This window comes from Ureibacillus galli, assembly GCF_014836845.1.
Lineage (GTDB): Bacteria > Bacillota > Bacilli > Bacillales_A > Planococcaceae > Ureibacillus > Ureibacillus galli.
In genome coordinates this window covers 1-17,123 of sequence record NZ_JACSQA010000028.1, presented here as the reverse complement: position 1 = coordinate 17,123, position 17,123 = coordinate 1, and the positions used below count along the sequence as shown (strand labels likewise).

Annotated in this window: 17 protein-coding genes and 1 pseudogene; 6 read left to right on the top strand and 12 right to left on the bottom strand. The window is 34.8% G+C overall.

Going from position 1 to position 17,123, the window contains the following annotated elements; genetic code table 11:
- Nucleotides 1-158 precede the first annotated feature (158 nt).
- Nucleotides 159-602 (bottom strand): hypothetical protein, encoded by a 444-nt coding sequence (locus H9636_RS15050; protein WP_191708390.1) that lies wholly within the window; start codon nt 600-602, stop codon nt 159-161.
- A gap of 330 nt (nt 603-932) precedes the next feature.
- Between H9636_RS15050 and H9636_RS15045 the strand changes: the two genes are divergently transcribed.
- Nucleotides 933-1,589, top strand: coding sequence for a hypothetical protein (locus H9636_RS15045; protein ID WP_191708389.1), 657 nt, complete (start codon nt 933-935; stop codon nt 1,587-1,589).
- Nucleotides 1,590-1,969: 380 nt separating this feature from the next.
- Here H9636_RS15045 and H9636_RS15040 read toward each other — a convergent pair whose 3' ends face one another.
- Both H9636_RS15040 and H9636_RS15035 read right to left on the bottom strand, forming a co-directional pair.
- Nucleotides 1,970-3,127 carry an MFS transporter gene (locus H9636_RS15040; RefSeq protein WP_191708424.1) on the bottom strand — a complete coding sequence of 386 codons (1,158 nt, stop codon included), beginning with the start codon at nt 3,125-3,127 and terminating at the stop codon, nt 1,970-1,972.
- A 51-nt stretch (nt 3,128-3,178) separates the two neighbouring features.
- Nucleotides 3,179-3,604, bottom strand: coding sequence for a MarR family winged helix-turn-helix transcriptional regulator (locus H9636_RS15035; RefSeq protein WP_191708388.1), 426 nt, complete (start codon nt 3,602-3,604; stop codon nt 3,179-3,181).
- A 386-nt stretch (nt 3,605-3,990) separates the two neighbouring features.
- Here H9636_RS15035 and H9636_RS15030 point away from each other — a divergent pair, with 386 nt between their 5' ends.
- Together H9636_RS15030 and H9636_RS15025 are read left to right on the top strand one after the other, a co-directional pair.
- Nucleotides 3,991-4,779 (top strand): serine/threonine protein kinase, encoded by a 789-nt coding sequence (locus tag H9636_RS15030; protein WP_191708387.1) that lies wholly within the window; start codon nt 3,991-3,993, stop codon nt 4,777-4,779.
- A 104-nt stretch (nt 4,780-4,883) separates the two neighbouring features.
- Nucleotides 4,884-5,294, top strand: coding sequence for a YugN family protein (locus H9636_RS15025; RefSeq protein WP_191708386.1), 411 nt, complete (start codon nt 4,884-4,886; stop codon nt 5,292-5,294).
- 51 nt (nt 5,295-5,345) lie between these two features.
- On the opposite strand, the gene H9636_RS15020 is transcribed toward H9636_RS15025, so the two are convergent.
- The 8 genes from H9636_RS15020 to H9636_RS14985 all read right to left on the bottom strand — a co-directional run bounded on the left by H9636_RS15020 (nt 5,346) and on the right by H9636_RS14985 (nt 13,510).
- Nucleotides 5,346-6,119: an alpha/beta hydrolase gene (locus H9636_RS15020; protein WP_225230255.1), complete on the bottom strand. Its 774-nt coding sequence runs from the start codon at nt 6,117-6,119 to the stop codon at nt 5,346-5,348.
- A 15-nt stretch (nt 6,120-6,134) separates the two neighbouring features.
- Nucleotides 6,135-6,920, bottom strand: coding sequence for an ABC transporter ATP-binding protein (locus tag H9636_RS15015; RefSeq protein WP_191708385.1), 786 nt, complete (start codon nt 6,918-6,920; stop codon nt 6,135-6,137).
- Between the two features lie 10 nt (nt 6,921-6,930).
- Nucleotides 6,931-7,962 carry a FecCD family ABC transporter permease gene (locus H9636_RS15010; protein WP_318241033.1) on the bottom strand — a complete coding sequence of 344 codons (1,032 nt, stop codon included), beginning with the start codon at nt 7,960-7,962 and terminating at the stop codon, nt 6,931-6,933.
- Complete coding sequence (locus tag H9636_RS15005; RefSeq protein WP_191708384.1) at nt 7,955-8,962, bottom strand: FecCD family ABC transporter permease; 1,008 nt, start codon at nt 8,960-8,962, stop codon at nt 7,955-7,957. Before H9636_RS15005 ends, H9636_RS15010 begins: the two co-directional genes overlap by 8 nt.
- A gap of 77 nt (nt 8,963-9,039) precedes the next feature.
- Nucleotides 9,040-10,005, bottom strand: a complete 966-nt coding sequence (locus H9636_RS15000; RefSeq protein ID WP_191708383.1) for an iron-hydroxamate ABC transporter substrate-binding protein — start codon at nt 10,003-10,005, stop codon at nt 9,040-9,042.
- A 233-nt stretch (nt 10,006-10,238) separates the two neighbouring features.
- The gene (locus tag H9636_RS14995) at nt 10,239-11,048 is read right to left on the bottom strand and encodes a helix-turn-helix domain-containing protein (RefSeq protein ID WP_191708382.1); all 810 of its coding nucleotides are present in this window, start codon (nt 11,046-11,048) and stop codon (nt 10,239-10,241) included.
- A gap of 99 nt (nt 11,049-11,147) precedes the next feature.
- Nucleotides 11,148-12,860 (bottom strand): ABC transporter ATP-binding protein, encoded by a 1,713-nt coding sequence (locus tag H9636_RS14990; protein WP_191708381.1) that lies wholly within the window; start codon nt 12,858-12,860, stop codon nt 11,148-11,150.
- Between the two features lie 86 nt (nt 12,861-12,946).
- Complete coding sequence (locus H9636_RS14985; protein ID WP_191708380.1) at nt 12,947-13,510, bottom strand: TetR-like C-terminal domain-containing protein; 564 nt, start codon at nt 13,508-13,510, stop codon at nt 12,947-12,949.
- A gap of 150 nt (nt 13,511-13,660) precedes the next feature.
- Here H9636_RS14985 and H9636_RS14980 point away from each other — a divergent pair, with 150 nt between their 5' ends.
- On the top strand, nt 13,661-14,419 hold the full coding sequence (locus H9636_RS14980) for an SDR family oxidoreductase (RefSeq protein ID WP_191708379.1): 759 nt from the start codon (nt 13,661-13,663) through the stop codon (nt 14,417-14,419).
- A 65-nt stretch (nt 14,420-14,484) separates the two neighbouring features.
- On the opposite strand, the gene H9636_RS14975 is transcribed toward H9636_RS14980, so the two are convergent.
- Nucleotides 14,485-15,033: a recombinase family protein gene (locus tag H9636_RS14975; RefSeq protein ID WP_191708378.1), complete on the bottom strand. Its 549-nt coding sequence runs from the start codon at nt 15,031-15,033 to the stop codon at nt 14,485-14,487.
- Between the two features lie 121 nt (nt 15,034-15,154).
- On the opposite strand from H9636_RS14975, the gene H9636_RS14970 reads away from it, so the two are divergent.
- Together H9636_RS14970 and H9636_RS14965 are read left to right on the top strand one after the other, a co-directional pair.
- The gene (locus tag H9636_RS14970) at nt 15,155-16,588 is read left to right on the top strand and encodes a SulP family inorganic anion transporter (protein WP_191708377.1); all 1,434 of its coding nucleotides are present in this window, start codon (nt 15,155-15,157) and stop codon (nt 16,586-16,588) included.
- Nucleotides 16,589-16,599: 11 nt separating this feature from the next.
- Nucleotides 16,600-17,017, top strand: a pseudogene (locus H9636_RS14965) (universal stress protein).
- Nucleotides 17,018-17,123: the final 106 nt, after the last annotated feature.

Sequence of the window (17,123 nt, the reverse complement as noted above, 5' to 3'; positions counted from 1 at the left end):
CCATCCTCCTCAAGTACAAATTGCCTTCTTATTCACTTATTCTATTGAACAATGATTTAGAACCCCAAATTCAAATTAAAAAGGGAGACGCCTAAGCATCTCACCTTTGAAATGGGGTATTCCGTTCTTTTAGGAGGTGGGTGAATAGAGAATGTTAATTAAAAGCATTGGAAGAACAGTATTCGATTTCGATTGATGGAATCATACACCCAACCTCTCGTTCCTCTCCATCGGAATCCAATAATTTGATTTCCAAAAGCAATCATAGGGAAGAACCAAAAACTATTACCGTTTCTTAACCAAATAAAAGTATTTCGGAAGAAACACCGTCTTATTCCACCTACTCCACCTCTGCTAGCGAATTCTTGTTGTTGAAATGTAGTCATTTGCGGTGTAAAGCTTGGTGGTGGTGAAGTTGGAGCTTGAAGTTGACCTGGGCCTCCTCCTGGGAAACCTCCTCCTGGAAACCCTCCTCCTGGACCTCCGCCACCCGGGAATCCTGGAAATCCTCCACCCGGAAAACCTCCTCCTGGAAATCCTGGGAACCCTCCTGGGAATGATTGACGTTGTGGGGACTCATCATTAAAATCAATAGGACGCATTGCAAAATCCTCCCTTCTTTTATGAGCTAACATTAATTTATGTAGGAATAAAAGATAGGCATGGGTTGAGTATCCCTAATAGGCAATTTTCTTTGAAAACTTTTTTCATTTAGTTTGTCTTTTCCCCCTTAAAATCGTTCATCTAATCCACTTAATAAATCCCATATAATTCAATATGTACTTACGAATATTATCCATTTTCTTGAATATGTTTTAACGACATTGCTTTTTCTTTCAATTCCGCCAAACGCTATTAGGCGAACAACTTAGAAGGAGCTGAATTTTATTCTTCAATTTGTCATTCCAAAAGAAAAATATAGTCTATGTCTTGTGAATCCAAGTAAAAAGGATGTCCATGACGTCTATTTAAAGTATTTTGGGCATGCGGTAGAAGGCTCTACTTATTACGACTTTCAACCAACCCACATGCAAACGGATATACTTTTTGGTGAAAGCTATGCAATACTTGAGGAATACAATCATTGGGATTTAGATACAACCTTTCACTATGAAGTGCTTTATGTTTCCGAGGAAGGGGTTATTCTTAAGAAATTTTTTCGAAAGAAATTAGAAAATGTTCACTCCTTCGAATCCCACCCGTTATTTCAATGCGCTATCTGGATCATAGAAGAAACAACAAGTGAATATATCAATGCGGAAGATATAATCCAAATTATTTCAAAAGACGTTTATGCAGCGAAAGTACCTACAAGTAATAGCACGTATCGTCATTTAATGAAAAAAAGTGAATTGTTTGAGCCGTTTTTTAAAGATTTATATACCGAAATGGAAAGCTATTATAACGGGGATAAACGCCACTCTTTTGAAAAATGGGATTTCGCAGAATTTTTACAGTCAGAATATGGCATTCACTTTGAACACTCTGAAGGGGTTGATATCATCCTGTCCAACTGCTTAGGAATAATGCGTAAACTTAATTTAACGAAAGAAGAAATGGCTGAGTATTTTTGTAAATATGTTTTGTAAAGTAAAAAAAGGAAAGTAGTATTAAATAAAAATTTATTAATACTACTTTTTTGATATGCTTTTTCAATTTATTTATCTTTTTGCTCCTAAAGTTTCGAACTATTTTTTACTTGCCACTACTTTTTTATTTGAAATTGAATAATAATAATGCCCTTTTTCTCTCATAAGTTAACACAAGAAAAAAAGTATAGCTTTATATTATTGCTAAAGATAGTAATGATTATTTTAGGCATCATCGATACTAGGACAATTCTTTGCTACAACCATAGGAATACAAGTAGACGTTATGAACCCCATTGAGCAAAGAACTTATAAAAGTGTTTATGGGAAAAAAAAAGCCAAGTACCCACTTCAATTTTTGTGAATACTAAGCTTTTTGCTTAATGTATCTTTAATTTAGCTTCCTTCAAACCAACTAGGAAATAATAACAAACGAGCGAACATAAAATCACAGGAACCATAGCAAAGAACAATACTCGATAAGTTGTATGCGGTTCTATTAACCCTAAAATATAGGGTCCTATTCCTAATCCTAAATCTAGAAAAATAAAGTAAGTTGAAGTGGCTAACCCATAACGATGGGGTTCAGTTACCTTTACAGCGAGCGCTTGAGCAATAGAGCTAAAGTTACCATACCCAATTCCAATTAAAGCGGCAGCTATTAAAAAGATAGCCGAATTTGACGCTTGACTAAAGCAATACATACCGAAGGCAAAGATTATTAAACTTGGGTAAACAATTACGTTCGCTCCCTTGCGATCCATTAAAGGACCTGTAATAGGGCGTGTACATAAAATAACAATCGCATAAACTAGGAAGAAAAAACTTCCCGCTTTTATTAAATGTATACTTTCGGCATAGAACGATAGGAATGACATGACACCCGAATAGGCAACACCAACTAATAACGCAATAAAGGAAATCGAAACTGCTTTCGGTTCAATATAGTTACTTATTTTAAATCCTTTATCTACTGTTTCTAACTTCGCCTTCGTCATTGTATTTACTTTATTTAAATCTACGGTAAAGTACATTAATACACATATGACAACTAAAACGGCGTTAAAAATAAAGACTGTGTTAAAACTTTCAGCATTTTGTGTGAGTAATATTCCTATAAAAGGTCCAATCGCTGTAGCTAACACAGCACTCAAGCTAAAATAACCAATCCCTTCCCCACGACGAGTAGGAGGGATAATTTGTGCAATTAAAGTACCTGTCGTTGTACCGATAATTCCCATCGACATCCCATGTAATAAACGGAGTACAATTAAAGAGGGTATATTTGAAGCAATAAAGTAGGCAAATGTTGTTATAAAAAATGCAAATAAACCTATTTGTAAAGTTCTTTTACTTCCAACAGAAGTAATAATTCTTCCCGTTAATAATCGTCCAAATAGTGATCCAATAATAAAGATACTAGATACTAAACCGGCTGTACTAGTTGATGCATCAAATTTATCTACTGCATAACCGGCAATAACGACGATGAGTAAATAAAAAATTAATGTGACAATAAAATTGATTAATGATATCATGATAAAATTTTTAGTCCATAATGACTCTTTTTCTAACACTTTTTTACGCTCCTATCTTTTTAAAACATTTTGTAAAATACGGTCCAATACTTTTCTAGCGATATGTAACTCTTCCTCTTGTATACCTTCAATACATTCTTCAAATAATGAAGATAACTCAAGTTGTATCGCTTTATATACTTCTGTTCCGCGCTCTGTTAAAAGAACGTATTTCTCTCTTCGATCTTCCCCTTGTCTCGTTTCAATGTATCCAATTTCTATTAACTTTTGAATAGTACGTGTAACGCTTGGTTTTTCAACGCGCGTTTCCTTCGCAATTTCTACTAATGTACAGGATCCCTTTAAGCTGATTAAACGTAATACTAACCATTGTGTGGAAAATAAATTGAATTTTGCCAGTCGACTATTTACCACGTTGACGTAAGGACGATACAGGTCTCTATAACTATCAAAAAGTGTCCGGTTTATTTCGCTCATAAATATCCCTCCAAAAATAGATAGTTAGCTTAACTAACTAATATACTTTATAATATTTTTTTTAAATTGTCCAGTTTGTGTCCAAATATTAATAAATTGTTTTTCTTCTTTTTAAAACCGAAACTTACTAATAAGAAATTCGTATAATAATTATCAACACATTTTTTCTTAAATTTCTAATTAGAAAGGGATGATTGGATGTTAGATAAAATTTTAAAAGGTTTATTGGGCGGAAATCATGGCCATGGTCATCGTCGCCGCTATTCAAGTAGTAGTCGTAAACATTATTCTCATAAACATAATTATTATGGTCATAAACACTATAAAAAAGGTTATAAGCGTAGTTCTAGAAGTTTCTTCAGCTCTCGTAGCTTTTTCAGTAGCTAATGTTCCATTATTTTTCGGAAAAGAAGTATGACCAGATTGTAAAAGATTATATTAATCAACAAACAACTTACCAATTTATCGAAATGATTGGCTTAGGTTCTTATGGTGTTGCCTATTTAATTGAAGACGCAATTACAAAAGAGAAATTTGTTCTTAAAAGAATGAAGGCAAAACATACCCAGAAGAAAAAACTACGAAAGAAGTTTTCCCAAGAGATCAGTATGTTGAGAGAAATCGATTTATCGAACGTCCCTTCCGTTTTATTTTGTGGAGAAATTGAAAAAATACCCTTCTATATAATGGAATATGTGGATGGGCAAACCTTTGAAAAAGCCATTTTCAATAATGGAATGCACTTTTCCATCGATCGCTCTCTCCATATAACAAAGGAACTTCTCGAAATCGTTTTAAAAATCCATAAAAAGGGAATCGTCCATCGGGATCTACGTATTCCTAATATTTTGTTAAAAGATGATCAGTTATATATTATTGATTTCGGATTGTCTACTTACATGAAAGATGTTCGTTTAGAGGAAATCAACAATCCTAAGCGTGCCGAAAATTACATTAGCGATCTTTACTTTATTGGTCATTTTCTTCTGTTTTTACTTTATTCAAACTTTACTCCAACGAAAAAAAAGGAACGGAGTTGGCAGGAAGAATTAGAGCTACCCCCACCTATAACAGAATTTATTGAACGATTACTTTTAATTCGTTCTCCATTTAATAGTACCGAAGATGCTTTATTATCCATTCCATTAAAATCCATTAGCCAAGTTCATGAATAAATATTTGATTTTTATTTCAAAAAATTTCAAAAATAAATGTAACAATGTATTTGCTCCTCAATTTTTGTCTATCCTTTTAGGAGAAACAAAGGAGGAAACCACAAATGCTAAAATTTGAATCCGAACTTGAAGGGAAACAAGTAGAATTTGGCTCTTTGCGGGATAAAATTAAACGTTATGGATTTTGTTTAGGAAGCTATTGGGATTATGATCAAGGGTTTTTTGATACCATTCTATACAAGAAAAATGAAGAAACGATTTACTTGCGCCTCCCCTTTGTTGTAACAAGCGGTATGCTTGATTCAAGTAAGGCGCAAATTCAATTCCAAACTCCCTATGTCATCAAACACGTTGTAAATCTTGGCTTAGATTTTGATGAAAGTTCTTTATTAGAAGCTACTGGTTTTAGTCAATTCCAAGATCCCGTGGATAAGGATGCCGAAATTCAAAATAAACATAAATGGGTTATAGCCGGAGAACAAGTTGTTGATAAAGTACTCCAATATATTAATTAAAAAACACCCTATAGGCGAAATGATCCTATAGGGTGTTTATATATAGTTAAATTATCGATTGTTTACTTCAAAACAAAACCTGAAAGCTCTACTCATTGTAGCGGGAACGACAGAGGCATGATTTTCATCCGTTGCGATGAATAACTGTTGATTGATCCTTGTAGGAAGTTCCTTATAAAAATGTACAGCATCTTCCACCATAAATCCTTCCCTCTCCCCTACAATAATATATATCGGACCAAGATTTTTTATATCACTATTTTGAAGAAAACAAAATAATTCTCGATCATTCCACCAAATAGAGGGACTAACAGCAATATAAGTTTGGAACTCATTTGGTCTCGTTAAATAACTCCAAAGGACATAATAACCTGATAAAGAATGGCCATAGATAGCTTGTTGTGACTTATTAATATTATATTGAGATTCAATCATTGGTTTTAATTCTTCTGTTATAAAGGAACTGAAGTTTTCTGCTCCCCCTACTTCCTTAATATGATTCAACTTCCCTTTTGTATGGGCAGGAAAATGGTACTTTTCTGCAGGTGCTGTAAAGTCATAAAAGCGGCGACTATGCATCGTCTCTTCCTGATGACATATTCCAACGACTATAGTACTTTCTACCTTTGTTTTCATGGTATTACGAGATTGTAAATGAACAATTTGTTTAGCTAGTGGAAAATAACTAAGTCCATCGAGGACATAAATAACTGGAAAACCATCCATTGGAGCTTGAATAGGTGGTACATATACAGAAATATCATATTTATAATTTGTATAGTTTGATTCAATGGAGAAATGATGCAATTTTAAACTTCCAATCAAGTGATAACACCTTCCTTATATAATATCGTAAGAAAAACATATAGGTGTGCTTGTCTCTTCATCCCGCAAAATTTTAGCTTGAATTTGGAATACTTCTTTTAACACTTCTTCATTGATAATCTCTTCAGGCGTTCCACATCTTATTATTTCACCTTGTTTCATTGCAATTAGTTCATGGGAATACCGGGCAGCATGGTTTATGTCATGTAAAACCATAACAATCGTACAACTATGCTTTTCATTTAGATTTTTTATAATGTTTAATACTTCCAATTGGTGAGCCATATCTAAATAGGTAGTTGGTTCATCCAACAGTAAAATCTCCGTTTCTTGAGCTAAAGCCATTGCTAACCAAACTCGTTGACGTTGCCCTCCGGATAATTGAGCTAACTCCCGCTGTCTATACGCTACTGTATTTGTAACTTCCATCGCCCATTCAATCATCTCTATATCTTTTTTTGATAGGCGATTAACATTTTTCCGGTGAGGATAACGACCATAGGAGATCAATTCTTCGACTTTTAATTGAGATGGCGCACTAGGTGATTGGGGGAGTATCGCTAATTGTTTCGCAATTTCCTTTGTCGATAAATCATCCAAATTTTGATTGTGCAAATAAATTTCCCCATGTTCTTTTTTTAAAATTCGACCGATTGTTTTTAGTAAGGTGGATTTGCCACATCCATTCGGTCCAATGATGGTTGTAATCTTTCCCTTTGGAATGACCACATTAAGTCCTTTAAAAATGAACGATTTCTCATATCCCGAACTTAAATTGTCAATTTGAAATGCAGTAACCATACTCAACCTCCTAATCTTTCGCCTTTACAAGTAAATATAAAAAGTAAGGAATCCCTATTATGGAAACGACTATACCAACGGCTAGTTCTGCCGGTGCAAAAACGGTTTTACCAATAAAGTCAGCTAAAATAAGTAGGGCTGCACCAATTAGGGCACTCGAAGGAATGATGTATCGATGATGAATGCCTAAAAGTTGTTTCGCAATATGGGGTGCCATTAATCCAATAAATCCGATGCTTCCCGAAACCGAAACACAAGCACTTACTAAAGCAACACTTGCTAGAAGCAATTTTACTTTCTCTTTTTCTAGTTCAATTCCTAAACTAATAATCTGACTGTCTTCCAATTGAAAGTAATCAAGTAAGTGGGCTTTTTTATATACATAAACACCAAATAAAAGAAGCCATGGGAGCATCGATAGAATAAAAATCCAATTCCCGTTATAAATAGAGCCCGCCATCCAGAGGGCTGCCGATTCATAATCAGAAGCGTTCATTTTTAATGAAAGATACATTGTTAGAGCACCAAACCCACTATTGATGGCAATTCCTGTTAATATAAGTCGCTGCATATCAAGTTGCCGTTTCTTTGCTGCAAATAGAAAAATTAGGGCTGCTGCAATAGTGCCACCTACAAATCCGAATATCGGCATCATTAATATAGAAACCCAGCTATTTAAGCTAGCATCCATTAATCTTACTTGAAAGAAGAACATAAAAATTACAACAGCAGTGCTTGCACCAGCATTAATCCCTATAATGCCTGGATCCGCTAGACTATTTTTTGTGATTCCTTGCAAGACGGTTCCCGCTAAAGCCAACCCCATACCAACAAGACCGGCTATCACTACTCGTGGCAAGCGAAATTCAAAAATAACTAAATCAAACTGTTCATTTTTTTCAAATCGTAGAATCGTCTTGACAACATCAAGCACTGACATATGAAAGACACCATTCGTCATATGTAAATAACTAGCTACAAAAATAAGAAAAAGAAAAACAACGATTGTTATGTAAAACTTTCGGGATGATTTTTTAACCACGGCTTTCACCCCCAAATTTTCTAATTAAAAATAAGAAAAACGGAATACCAACTAGGGAAGTGACAACTCCGATTGGCGTTTCATAAGGGAAATTAATATATCTACTCATTAAATCGCATAGCCCTAAAAAGAAAGCCCCTATTACCGCTGAACAAGGAATGATAAATCGATAATCCACACCTACTAGAAACCTTGTAATATGCGGTATAACGAGACCAACAAAGGCAATTTTCCCTACTAAGGCTACAGCAGTACCCGTTAAACAAACTACTGATAACATACTAATAAGTTTAATTATCTTTGTCTTTTGGCCGAGACTAATTGCCGTATCCTCACCTAAAGATGTAATAGTAATCGCCCTTGCTGATACAATGGCTAATAACAAACCGAACAGTCCAAAGGGGATTGAAAGAAATAACATATTTAAATCGACCATATGTACTTTTGTGTTATACCAAGCGCTAACGGTTTGAGATACTTGAAAATACATGGCGACTGCAGTTGCAACGCTACTTAAAAACGTCCCAATTACAGTCCCAATAATGGCTAATCTTACAGGAGAAAGACCATTTCGAATGAAAGAACCAAAGCCAAATACAAGACTTGCTCCTAAAGCTGAACCTAACATTGATAATAAAATCATTTGATAATTAGGTAATCCTGGAAAGAACACCATTACTAACGTAATAACAAAAGCAGAACCATCATTGACGCCCATTAAAGAAGGGGAAGCTAAATAGTTTCGGGCAATACCTTGCATAACAGCACCAGCTACTGCTAGAAATGCTCCAACTAATATAACGGCAATCGCCCTTGGCAAGCGGCTTGTTCGAATAATTTGATGATCGATATTACTAGCATCAAAGTGAAAAATCGCTTCCCATACAGTGATGGCACTAATATCTTTAGTACCATATAGAATAGAAATTAACACCACAGCACATATGAAAATGGGAGAACAGATTAAAATCGTATATGGCCGAATAAAAATAGATTTCAATGTACACACCTTTTTCTTTTAGAATCAGAAAAACTGGCAGTAGAGCTAACTTAATCCACTCTACTGCCTTTATCTATTTATTGAAGAAGTTTTTCCACCGTGATATCCAAAAATTTCATCTTCGACCAAGCTGTTCCTCCTTGGGCTAATGGTTCAATTGCATTCACAAATACTTGGTTGTTTTGTGTTGCCTTAAGACTTTTAAAAATAGGGTTGCTTTGTAACTCTTCTAATGTTTGTGGAGCGTCTGCATTTTCAGATGTCTCAAATTGCAGGAAAATTGCATCTGGATTTACTTGCGCTAATGTTTCTAAAGAAATTTCAGCCTGTGCTTTAACTTGAGCGATTACTTCGGGTACTGGAACTCCTAAATCCTCATATAATACGGGATTTAAGTAGACATCTGCTGGGTAAATATACATTACCCCTCCTCGAATACGAATCACTAATACCGTTTGTTCTGCTAATTGTTCTTGAACCTTTGCCTTTGATTGCGTTGCTTTTTCTTCATAATCAGCAATCATTTGTGCTGCTTCTTTTTCTTTACCACCTAATTGAGCAAGAACAGTTAAATTTTCTTTCCAGTTAGTTGAAATATGAGAATATGGGATCGTCGTTTGAATTTTATTCATTTTCTCAACGATATCTTCTTTCCATTTTGAAGACCCTACAATGACATCAGGATTTAAAGTTAAGATTGCTTCCGCGTTTGGTTCCATTTTGTCACCAATTAACTGTGCCCCTGTTAGTTCTTCAGCTAGATAGGATGGAATTTTGCCTCCAACTTGTAAAACTCCGACAGGTTTTATTCCTAACATCGCTGCATCTTCCATTGATTCTAAACTTGCTGCTACGATGTTTTTAACTTCAGTTGAAACTGTATATTCTTTATTTAAATAGTTAATTGTTTGAGTAGTAGCCTCTGCAGTTACCTCAGTTGCGGCAGATTTACTTGATTGAGAAGACTCTTCTGTAGATGATCCACAACCTGCTAAAACTATTGATAATAGTGCTGCTGCACCAAATATCCATCTTCTTTTCACGTTATAACACTCCTATTTTTTTGTATTATTTAACATTCATTTCTAAAATTTTTATGATTGTGATAAAACAAGAAGCTATTCCGTTAAACATACAAGATGCAATTGATTATCATTCTCATTAAGTGTAATTCTAACAAAGGGAATGTATTTTAGGAATGGACATATTTACAAATTTTATGGACTTTTGCCGAATTGAAGGAAATAAAAAAGCTGTTTCAATAAATGAAGCAGCTTTAACTCATACTATTTTTAAATTTTGATGGTGATAAACCTGTTTGCTTTTTAAAGACTCTACTAAAATAAAAATGATCTATATATCCTACTTTTTCGGAGACTTCAGCAACCGAATATCCACTTTGGAGTAATATTTTTGCTCTCCTTATTCGAATTTCAGTTAAATATTGAATAGGTGACAAACCTGTATGCCTTTCAAATAAATAAGCAAATCGTCTTCTTTCAATACCTAACTGGGAGGCAATTTCTTGTATTGTAATGGGCTCAACATACTGGTCATGTAATAGCCTTACAGCCTTGTCCATCAAGTTACCATTATCACTTTTTTTTGTGGAACTGATTAAAATTGTTTCCAGCAATTTTAAAAATAATTGTTTACAAGTAATTTGTGAAATATTGGTCGGTTTTATGTAATTTTGCATTAGCTGATGGGTAAGTTCAGAAAGAAGTGCACTATCATCGATTGTGAGTGAAAAATGCTGATTAAAATATGGAAATTTGCTAATATCGTCTCCCTGTATTTGATAGTGTATAACCGCATACTGCCATATTTCTTCACCGATTACTTCTATGTCAATTTCCATTTGTGGCCCTGCATGGACTATCGTTCCTGCTGATATGTAATAAGGTGTGCTGTTCAAACTAAACTTTGCACTACCGTTTAACGGGATAATGATTCCTGCACGTTTTGCTCCTGTATAACGACCACTATCTCTGCTTCCCTTCGGCATTGAATTCATAAACATATCTGTAAATACAACGGAAGCTTGGGCATAATACTCCGTTATTAATTGAATGGGATAATGCATTGTAAAACACCTTCTGTTTCTATACATTATGTTTCATTTTAAGTATAATCCTTTTAAAAAAAGAATCCACCTGTAAAAAAGGCGGATTCTTCCTTCCGATTAACTATATTGATGCTGATGTAAACGGGCGAAAATACCATTCTCCGCTATTAATTCATTATAGGATCCATCTTCTTCAATTCCATTTGGAGTAACAACAATGACACGATCCGCATCTTTAATTGTCGCTAGACGGTGGGCAATAACTAAAGTAGTTCTGTTTTCAGCCAGTTCTGCCAATGAGTCTTGAATAATTTTTTCTGTTTCAGTATCCAGCGCAGAAGTTGCCTCATCTAAAATTAAAATTGGTGGATTTTTTAAAAACATTCGCGCAATGGCAAGACGTTGTTTTTGCCCTCCTGAAAGTTTTAAACCACGCTCTCCAATTTGAGTTTCTAGACCTTCTGATAGACCTTGAACAAACTCTTCTAAATGGGCTTTTTTCAAAGCATGCTGAATTTCTTCCTCTGTGGCTCCTCGTTTTCCATAAGCAATATTTTCTCGAATCGTTCCTGTAAACAGGAATACATCTTGCTGTACAATTCCAATTTGTTCGCGTAAAGAACGTTTCGTCATATCTCGAATATCGATTCCATCAATCGAAATAGAACCACTTTTTACATCATAAAAACGTGGTATTAACGAACAAATTGTTGTTTTCCCTGCACCCGATGGGCCGACGAATGCTGTCATTTCGCCTGCTTTTAACTCAAAGGAAATATTGTCTAAAATCGTTTTATCCTCTTCATAGCCAAATGTAACATTCTCAAACTTAATGTCACCTTGTAAATAAGGTACGTCAATAGCGCCTATTTTATCTTGAACTTCCGGTTGCTCACTTAACAGCTCTTGGAATCGTTTAAAACCAGCCATCCCTTTCGGATACAACTCAAGTAACGCACTAATTTTATCGATAGGCTTAATTAACACATTCGTATAAAGCACAAAGCTAACAAGTTCCCCATAAGATAATTGGTTATTAAAGCTTAACCATGCCCCTACAACTAATACGACTAAAGTCAATAGTCGAGTCATCATATAAATACCCGAATGGGTTCCTGCCATTACTTTATAGCCAAATAGCTTTGCTTTTTTAAATAATCCATTTTGTTCACGGAAACGTTCCATTTCAAAAGCTTCATTTGTAAAGGATTGTACTACTCGAATACCGGAAACACTATCTTCCACACGACCGTTTACTTCGGCAATTTTCCCATACATTTCCTTCCAAGCTGCATTCATTTTCTTATTGCTAAAGGTTACGATCCAAACTAAAAATGGTACGGCAACTAAAGCTACCAATGCTAAAGTCGAATTAACATTGAACATAATCGCAAATGCCCCGATAAACGTCATAATAGCGATAAAAAAATCTTCCGGACCATGGTGGGCAAATTCCCCAATATCGAACAAATCATTTGTAATACGACTCATAAGATGGCCCGTTTTATTATTGTCAAAGAAACGGAAGGATTGTTTTTGTAGGTGATTGAATAAATCCTGGCGCATATCCGTTTCAATATTAATACCTAATTTGTGGCCTAAATAGTTTACGATAAAATTTAAAAAGGTGCTTAATACATAAACAAGTAATAATAAAATACTTACTTTAACAATTGTCCCCCACTCATTCGTAGGCAATAATGTATCAATAAACCATTGAACAGCAATTGGGAAAGCGAGTTCCAAAATTGCTACAATGATTGCACTCGTAAAGTCGACGATAAATAAACGTTTATGTGGTTTGTAATACGAAAAAAACTTTGAAAGCATAGATGTCTCCTCTCATTTCGGTTTACGAAGTATTTTCCCACTATTTTATCTTATATGTTGTTGAATTGTTAGATTAATTTTTAAATTTATTTTAAGTTCAATATTTTTACTAACTGCTCATTTAAAACGCTTGCCTTTTGTTGGAATCCATCATTATACCATTGAATAATCATTCCTAAAATAGCATTTGCCTGATAGGATGCGTAAAAGTTCGGATCAATACCCTCAACGACATGAAAATGTTCTTTGGCATCTTCTGTAAATAGTCGCTTAGTTTCCTCAAAAAGTAAATAGTAATAAGTTAAAGGCACATTTTTAGAAAAAACAATGCGGTAAAACTCTTTATACTTCTCAATATGATGAAAAATTCGTATCGTCGACGGATCCAATTCACTTGTCTTAATTTTTACAACATGACGATAAGGTTCTTGGTAGGAGTTGGCTAAATCCTCCATCATTTCTCTAAAATACTCTTCAAATAAATCGCCTACTTGAGAATAATGTAAATAAAATGTTCCCCTGTTAATTTTGGCACATCTACATATTTCAGAAATTGAAATAGATTCTAACGGTTTATTTTTCAATAAGGTAAGCAAAGCTGTATGAAGAGCTTCCTTTGTTTTTATAATACGTAAATCAACTTGCGACAAAATTTATTTCACCTCTTTATAAACAAAAAATTTAAATTGTGTTCATTAATGAACAGTATACATGTTTTTGCTTATTGAAAGCGTTTACTTAATACATTTATAATATTTATTGTACAGATGTTCAATAAAATTTCGGAGAGGATTTTAAATATGAGATTACAAGATAAAGTAGCTATCGTTACTGGCGCTGCATCAGGTATGGGAAAAGCGATTGCAGAAGGTTATGCAAAAGAAGGTGCGAAAGTCGTTGTATCAGATTACAATTTCGATGGTGCGAAAGCTGTAGCGGACGCGATTAATGCAAATGGTGGCATTGCAATAGCTAATCGTACAAATGTTGCTGAATTAGCAGATTTAGAAAATTTATTCAAAGAAACAAAAGATGCCTTTGGTAAACTAGATATTTTAGTAAATAATGCAGGAATTATGGATGGTATGGAGCCTGTGGGTGAAATATCTGATGAAAAATGGGATCGTGTATTTGCTGTAAATACTACTGGTGTTATGCGTGCAATGCGTATTGCAACGAACATTTTCCTAGAGCAAGGTCATGGTGTGATTGTTAATAATATTTCTGCAGGTGGATTACGTGGGGCACGTGCTGGTGCAGCTTATACTGCTTCTAAACACGCAGTAACTGGTCTAACAAAAAATACTGCTTATATGTATGCTAGCTCCGGCATTCGTTGTAATGGTATTGCTCCAGGTGGAGTAGCAACAAATATTAGCGCTTCTATGACAAACATTTCTGAATTTGGTGCTGGTCGTCAAATGACGGGAAATGCTACAATGCCAAGGGTTGGTCAACCGGAAGAAATTGCTCAATTAGCAATCTTCTTAGGTTCTGATGAATCAAGCTTCGTTAACGGCCAAGTGATTGCTGCAGATGCTGGTTGGCTTGCTTACTAAGCATTATTTAAATAAATTTTACGAGTGTAGGTAAAGAGATTGTTCCTTTGCCTACACTCTTTTAATTATTTATTTTCCACCGACTCTAAATAACGATAAAGGGTTGATTTGCTGATACCTGTTTCATTTTTTATATCGAGCAATGAGTATTTCCCTGAATGGTACATTGAAATCGCTTTTTGAATACTTTCATTCGATTTTTTAGGACGACCAATTAATTTACCTTGTTCTTTAGCATGGGCTAGTCCGATTGTCGTTGACTGTTTTACAATGTCTAATTGAAATTCCAGTATAACATCCATCATTTCTTGTAATGAAAAATCTAATTTCCCCTTACTTTCAATACCCTCTTTTAAAAATCGTATCGTTACCCGATCTTTTTTACATATTTTTAATAGTTCCATCAAATGTCTTGTTGTATCTGCTAATACAAACATTCTTTCAACAATAATTGTATCTCCTTCTTGTAGTAACATTAGCAATTGCTCAAGGGCTATACGTTTTTTCGGAGATCCATGTTGTTCACGAAAAATTTCATTACAACTTTTTAGTACATGTAACTGATTTTCACATTGGAGATCATTATAAAGAGGTCTAATATAACCGTAAATCATTTTATCGCTCCCAAACCATTTCCCAAAAAGGTTCCCTTTTAGGAATATAGGTGTTATGATAATCAAAGAATTTTTTTGCTTAAATTTCAAGCAAGCAACTAGTTATGTAAAGGAGAATACCATGCAAAGTATAAAACAACAATGGTTTGGTAATGTGCGTGGCGATATTTTATCAGGAATTGTCGTAGCACTTGCACTCATTCCAGAAGCAATCGCCTTTTCTATTATAGCTGGCGTGGACCCTATGGTAGGTCTTTATGCATCATTTACAATGGCTGTTACGATTGCATTCGCGGGTGGAAGACCGGGAATGATTTCTGCAGCAACAGGCGCGATGGCTCTTGTAATGGTTCCATTAGTTCGGGACTATGGATTACAGTATTTATTTGCAACAACGATTTTAACCGGATTAATACAAATTCTTTTTGGTGTTTTTAAAATTGCAAAGTTGATGAAATTTATTCCAAATGCCGTTATGATTGGCTTTGTTAATTCTTTAGCAATATTAATTTTTATGGCCCAAGTTCCTCATTTTATCGGCATTTCAACAATGACGTATGTATTCGTCGGTATAACACTTCTTCTTGTCTATACGTTACCACGTTTTATAAAAGTCATTCCAGCTCCACTCATTGCAATCGTTCTTTTAACAATCGTTGCGATATATGGCGGCTTTGAACTAAGAACAATTGGGGATTTAGGATCCATAACTCAAACTTTGCCATCCTTTCTCGTACCTAATGTTCCATTTAATTTTGAAACATTACAGATTATTTTCCCGTTCTCATTATCCCTCGCTATTGTAGGTTTAGTTGAATCATTATTAACTTCCCAAATTGTCGATGATATGACTAGTACGGAAAGTAATAAAAATAGAGAAGCTCGTGGTCAAGGTATTGCCAATGTTGTTACTGCTTTCTTTGGTGGTATGGCAGGGTGTGCCATGATCGGCCAATCTGTTATAAATGTTAAATCTGGTGGTAGGGGTCGTCTATCCACATTAGTAGCGGGCTTATTTTTAATCTTTTTAATTATCGTTCTCGGAGATTTAGTGGTTAAAATTCCAATGCCCGTCCTTGTTGGAATTATGATTATGGTCAGTGTTGGAACCTTTGACTGGAGCTCCTTTAAATATTTGGTTAAAGCGCCTCGAACGGACGTCATCGTCATGTTAACAACTGTTGTCATCGTTGTTTGGACCCATGATTTATCAAAAGGAGTCATTGCTGGAGTGATTTTAAGTACGATTTTCTTCGTCGTAAAAATTTCTTCAGTCAAAATTAAAAAAGTAGGAAACAGGTATATTGTATATGGACAGCTTTTCTTCGCCTCAACTGATACTTTTGTTGACTACTTTAAAAACGCTGAAATTACGAGCAAACAAATTCAACTTGATTTCTCAAATAGCCGAATTTGGGATGATTCCGGCGTTGGTGCGCTATTAAAAGTGGAAGATTTATTAAGGGAAAAAGAGATTCAAATTGAAATCATCGAATTAGATGCAACAAGTAAAAAAATCATTTCAAAATTACAAGGAATGTCGCCATCTCATTAAAGGGGATTCGCATGTATAAACAGTTTTTACTCGCGGCAGATAGTTCTGAAAATGCTGTCCGCGTTGCAAAAGAGACGATAAAAATCGATTCTTTTCAGAAGATTCTATCATTGATGTAGTTTATGTTGCAGACTTAGAAAAGGCAAAGTTGGACGTATTACATTCTTCTTCTAGTGACACGTTAAATTTTGAACGTCGTAAAAAATTATCCAAAATAGAACAACTGTTACGCGAATCAAGTACTTCTTATAAGGTGATTATTCTACATGGTACTCCAGGACCTTAAATTATAAAATATGCCAATGAACAGCAAGTGATTTAGTTGTTATTGGTAGTCGTGGCTTAAACAGCTTACGAGAAATGGTACTAGGTAGTGTTAGTCAAAAAGTAATGAAACGGGTAAATTGTCCCGCATTAATAGTAAAGTAAACAAAGTAAGGGCGTCTTATTTGAGACGCCCTTTCAGACTGTAGACAAACTCGAAATTTCGAGTTTGCCTACAGTCTTTTTTCTTTTAAAATAAAAGTAATAGTTT

What these genes read in the sequence shown, in the direction of transcription:
- H9636_RS15050 (WP_191708390.1), bottom strand. Translation starts at nt 602, where the DNA reads ATGCGTCCTATTGATTTTAATGATGAGTCCCCACAACGTCAATCATTC.
- H9636_RS14980 (WP_191708379.1), top strand. Translation starts at nt 13,661, where the DNA reads ATGAGATTACAAGATAAAGTAGCTATCGTTACTGGCGCTGCATCAGGT.
- H9636_RS15040 (WP_191708424.1), bottom strand. Translation starts at nt 3,127, where the DNA reads ATGATATCATTAATCAATTTTATTGTCACATTAATTTTTTATTTACTC.
- H9636_RS15030 (WP_191708387.1), top strand. Translation starts at nt 3,991, where the DNA reads ATGTTCCATTATTTTTCGGAAAAGAAGTATGACCAGATTGTAAAAGAT.
- H9636_RS15025 (WP_191708386.1), top strand. Translation starts at nt 4,884, where the DNA reads ATGCTAAAATTTGAATCCGAACTTGAAGGGAAACAAGTAGAATTTGGC.
- H9636_RS14990 (WP_191708381.1), bottom strand. Translation starts at nt 12,860, where the DNA reads ATGCTTTCAAAGTTTTTTTCGTATTACAAACCACATAAACGTTTATTT.
- H9636_RS15015 (WP_191708385.1), bottom strand. Translation starts at nt 6,920, where the DNA reads ATGGTTACTGCATTTCAAATTGACAATTTAAGTTCGGGATATGAGAAA.
- H9636_RS15035 (WP_191708388.1), bottom strand. Translation starts at nt 3,604, where the DNA reads ATGAGCGAAATAAACCGGACACTTTTTGATAGTTATAGAGACCTGTAT.
- H9636_RS14970 (WP_191708377.1), top strand. Translation starts at nt 15,155, where the DNA reads ATGCAAAGTATAAAACAACAATGGTTTGGTAATGTGCGTGGCGATATT.
- H9636_RS14975 (WP_191708378.1), bottom strand. Translation starts at nt 15,033, where the DNA reads ATGATTTACGGTTATATTAGACCTCTTTATAATGATCTCCAATGTGAA.
- H9636_RS14995 (WP_191708382.1), bottom strand. Translation starts at nt 11,048, where the DNA reads ATGCATTATCCCATTCAATTAATAACGGAGTATTATGCCCAAGCTTCC.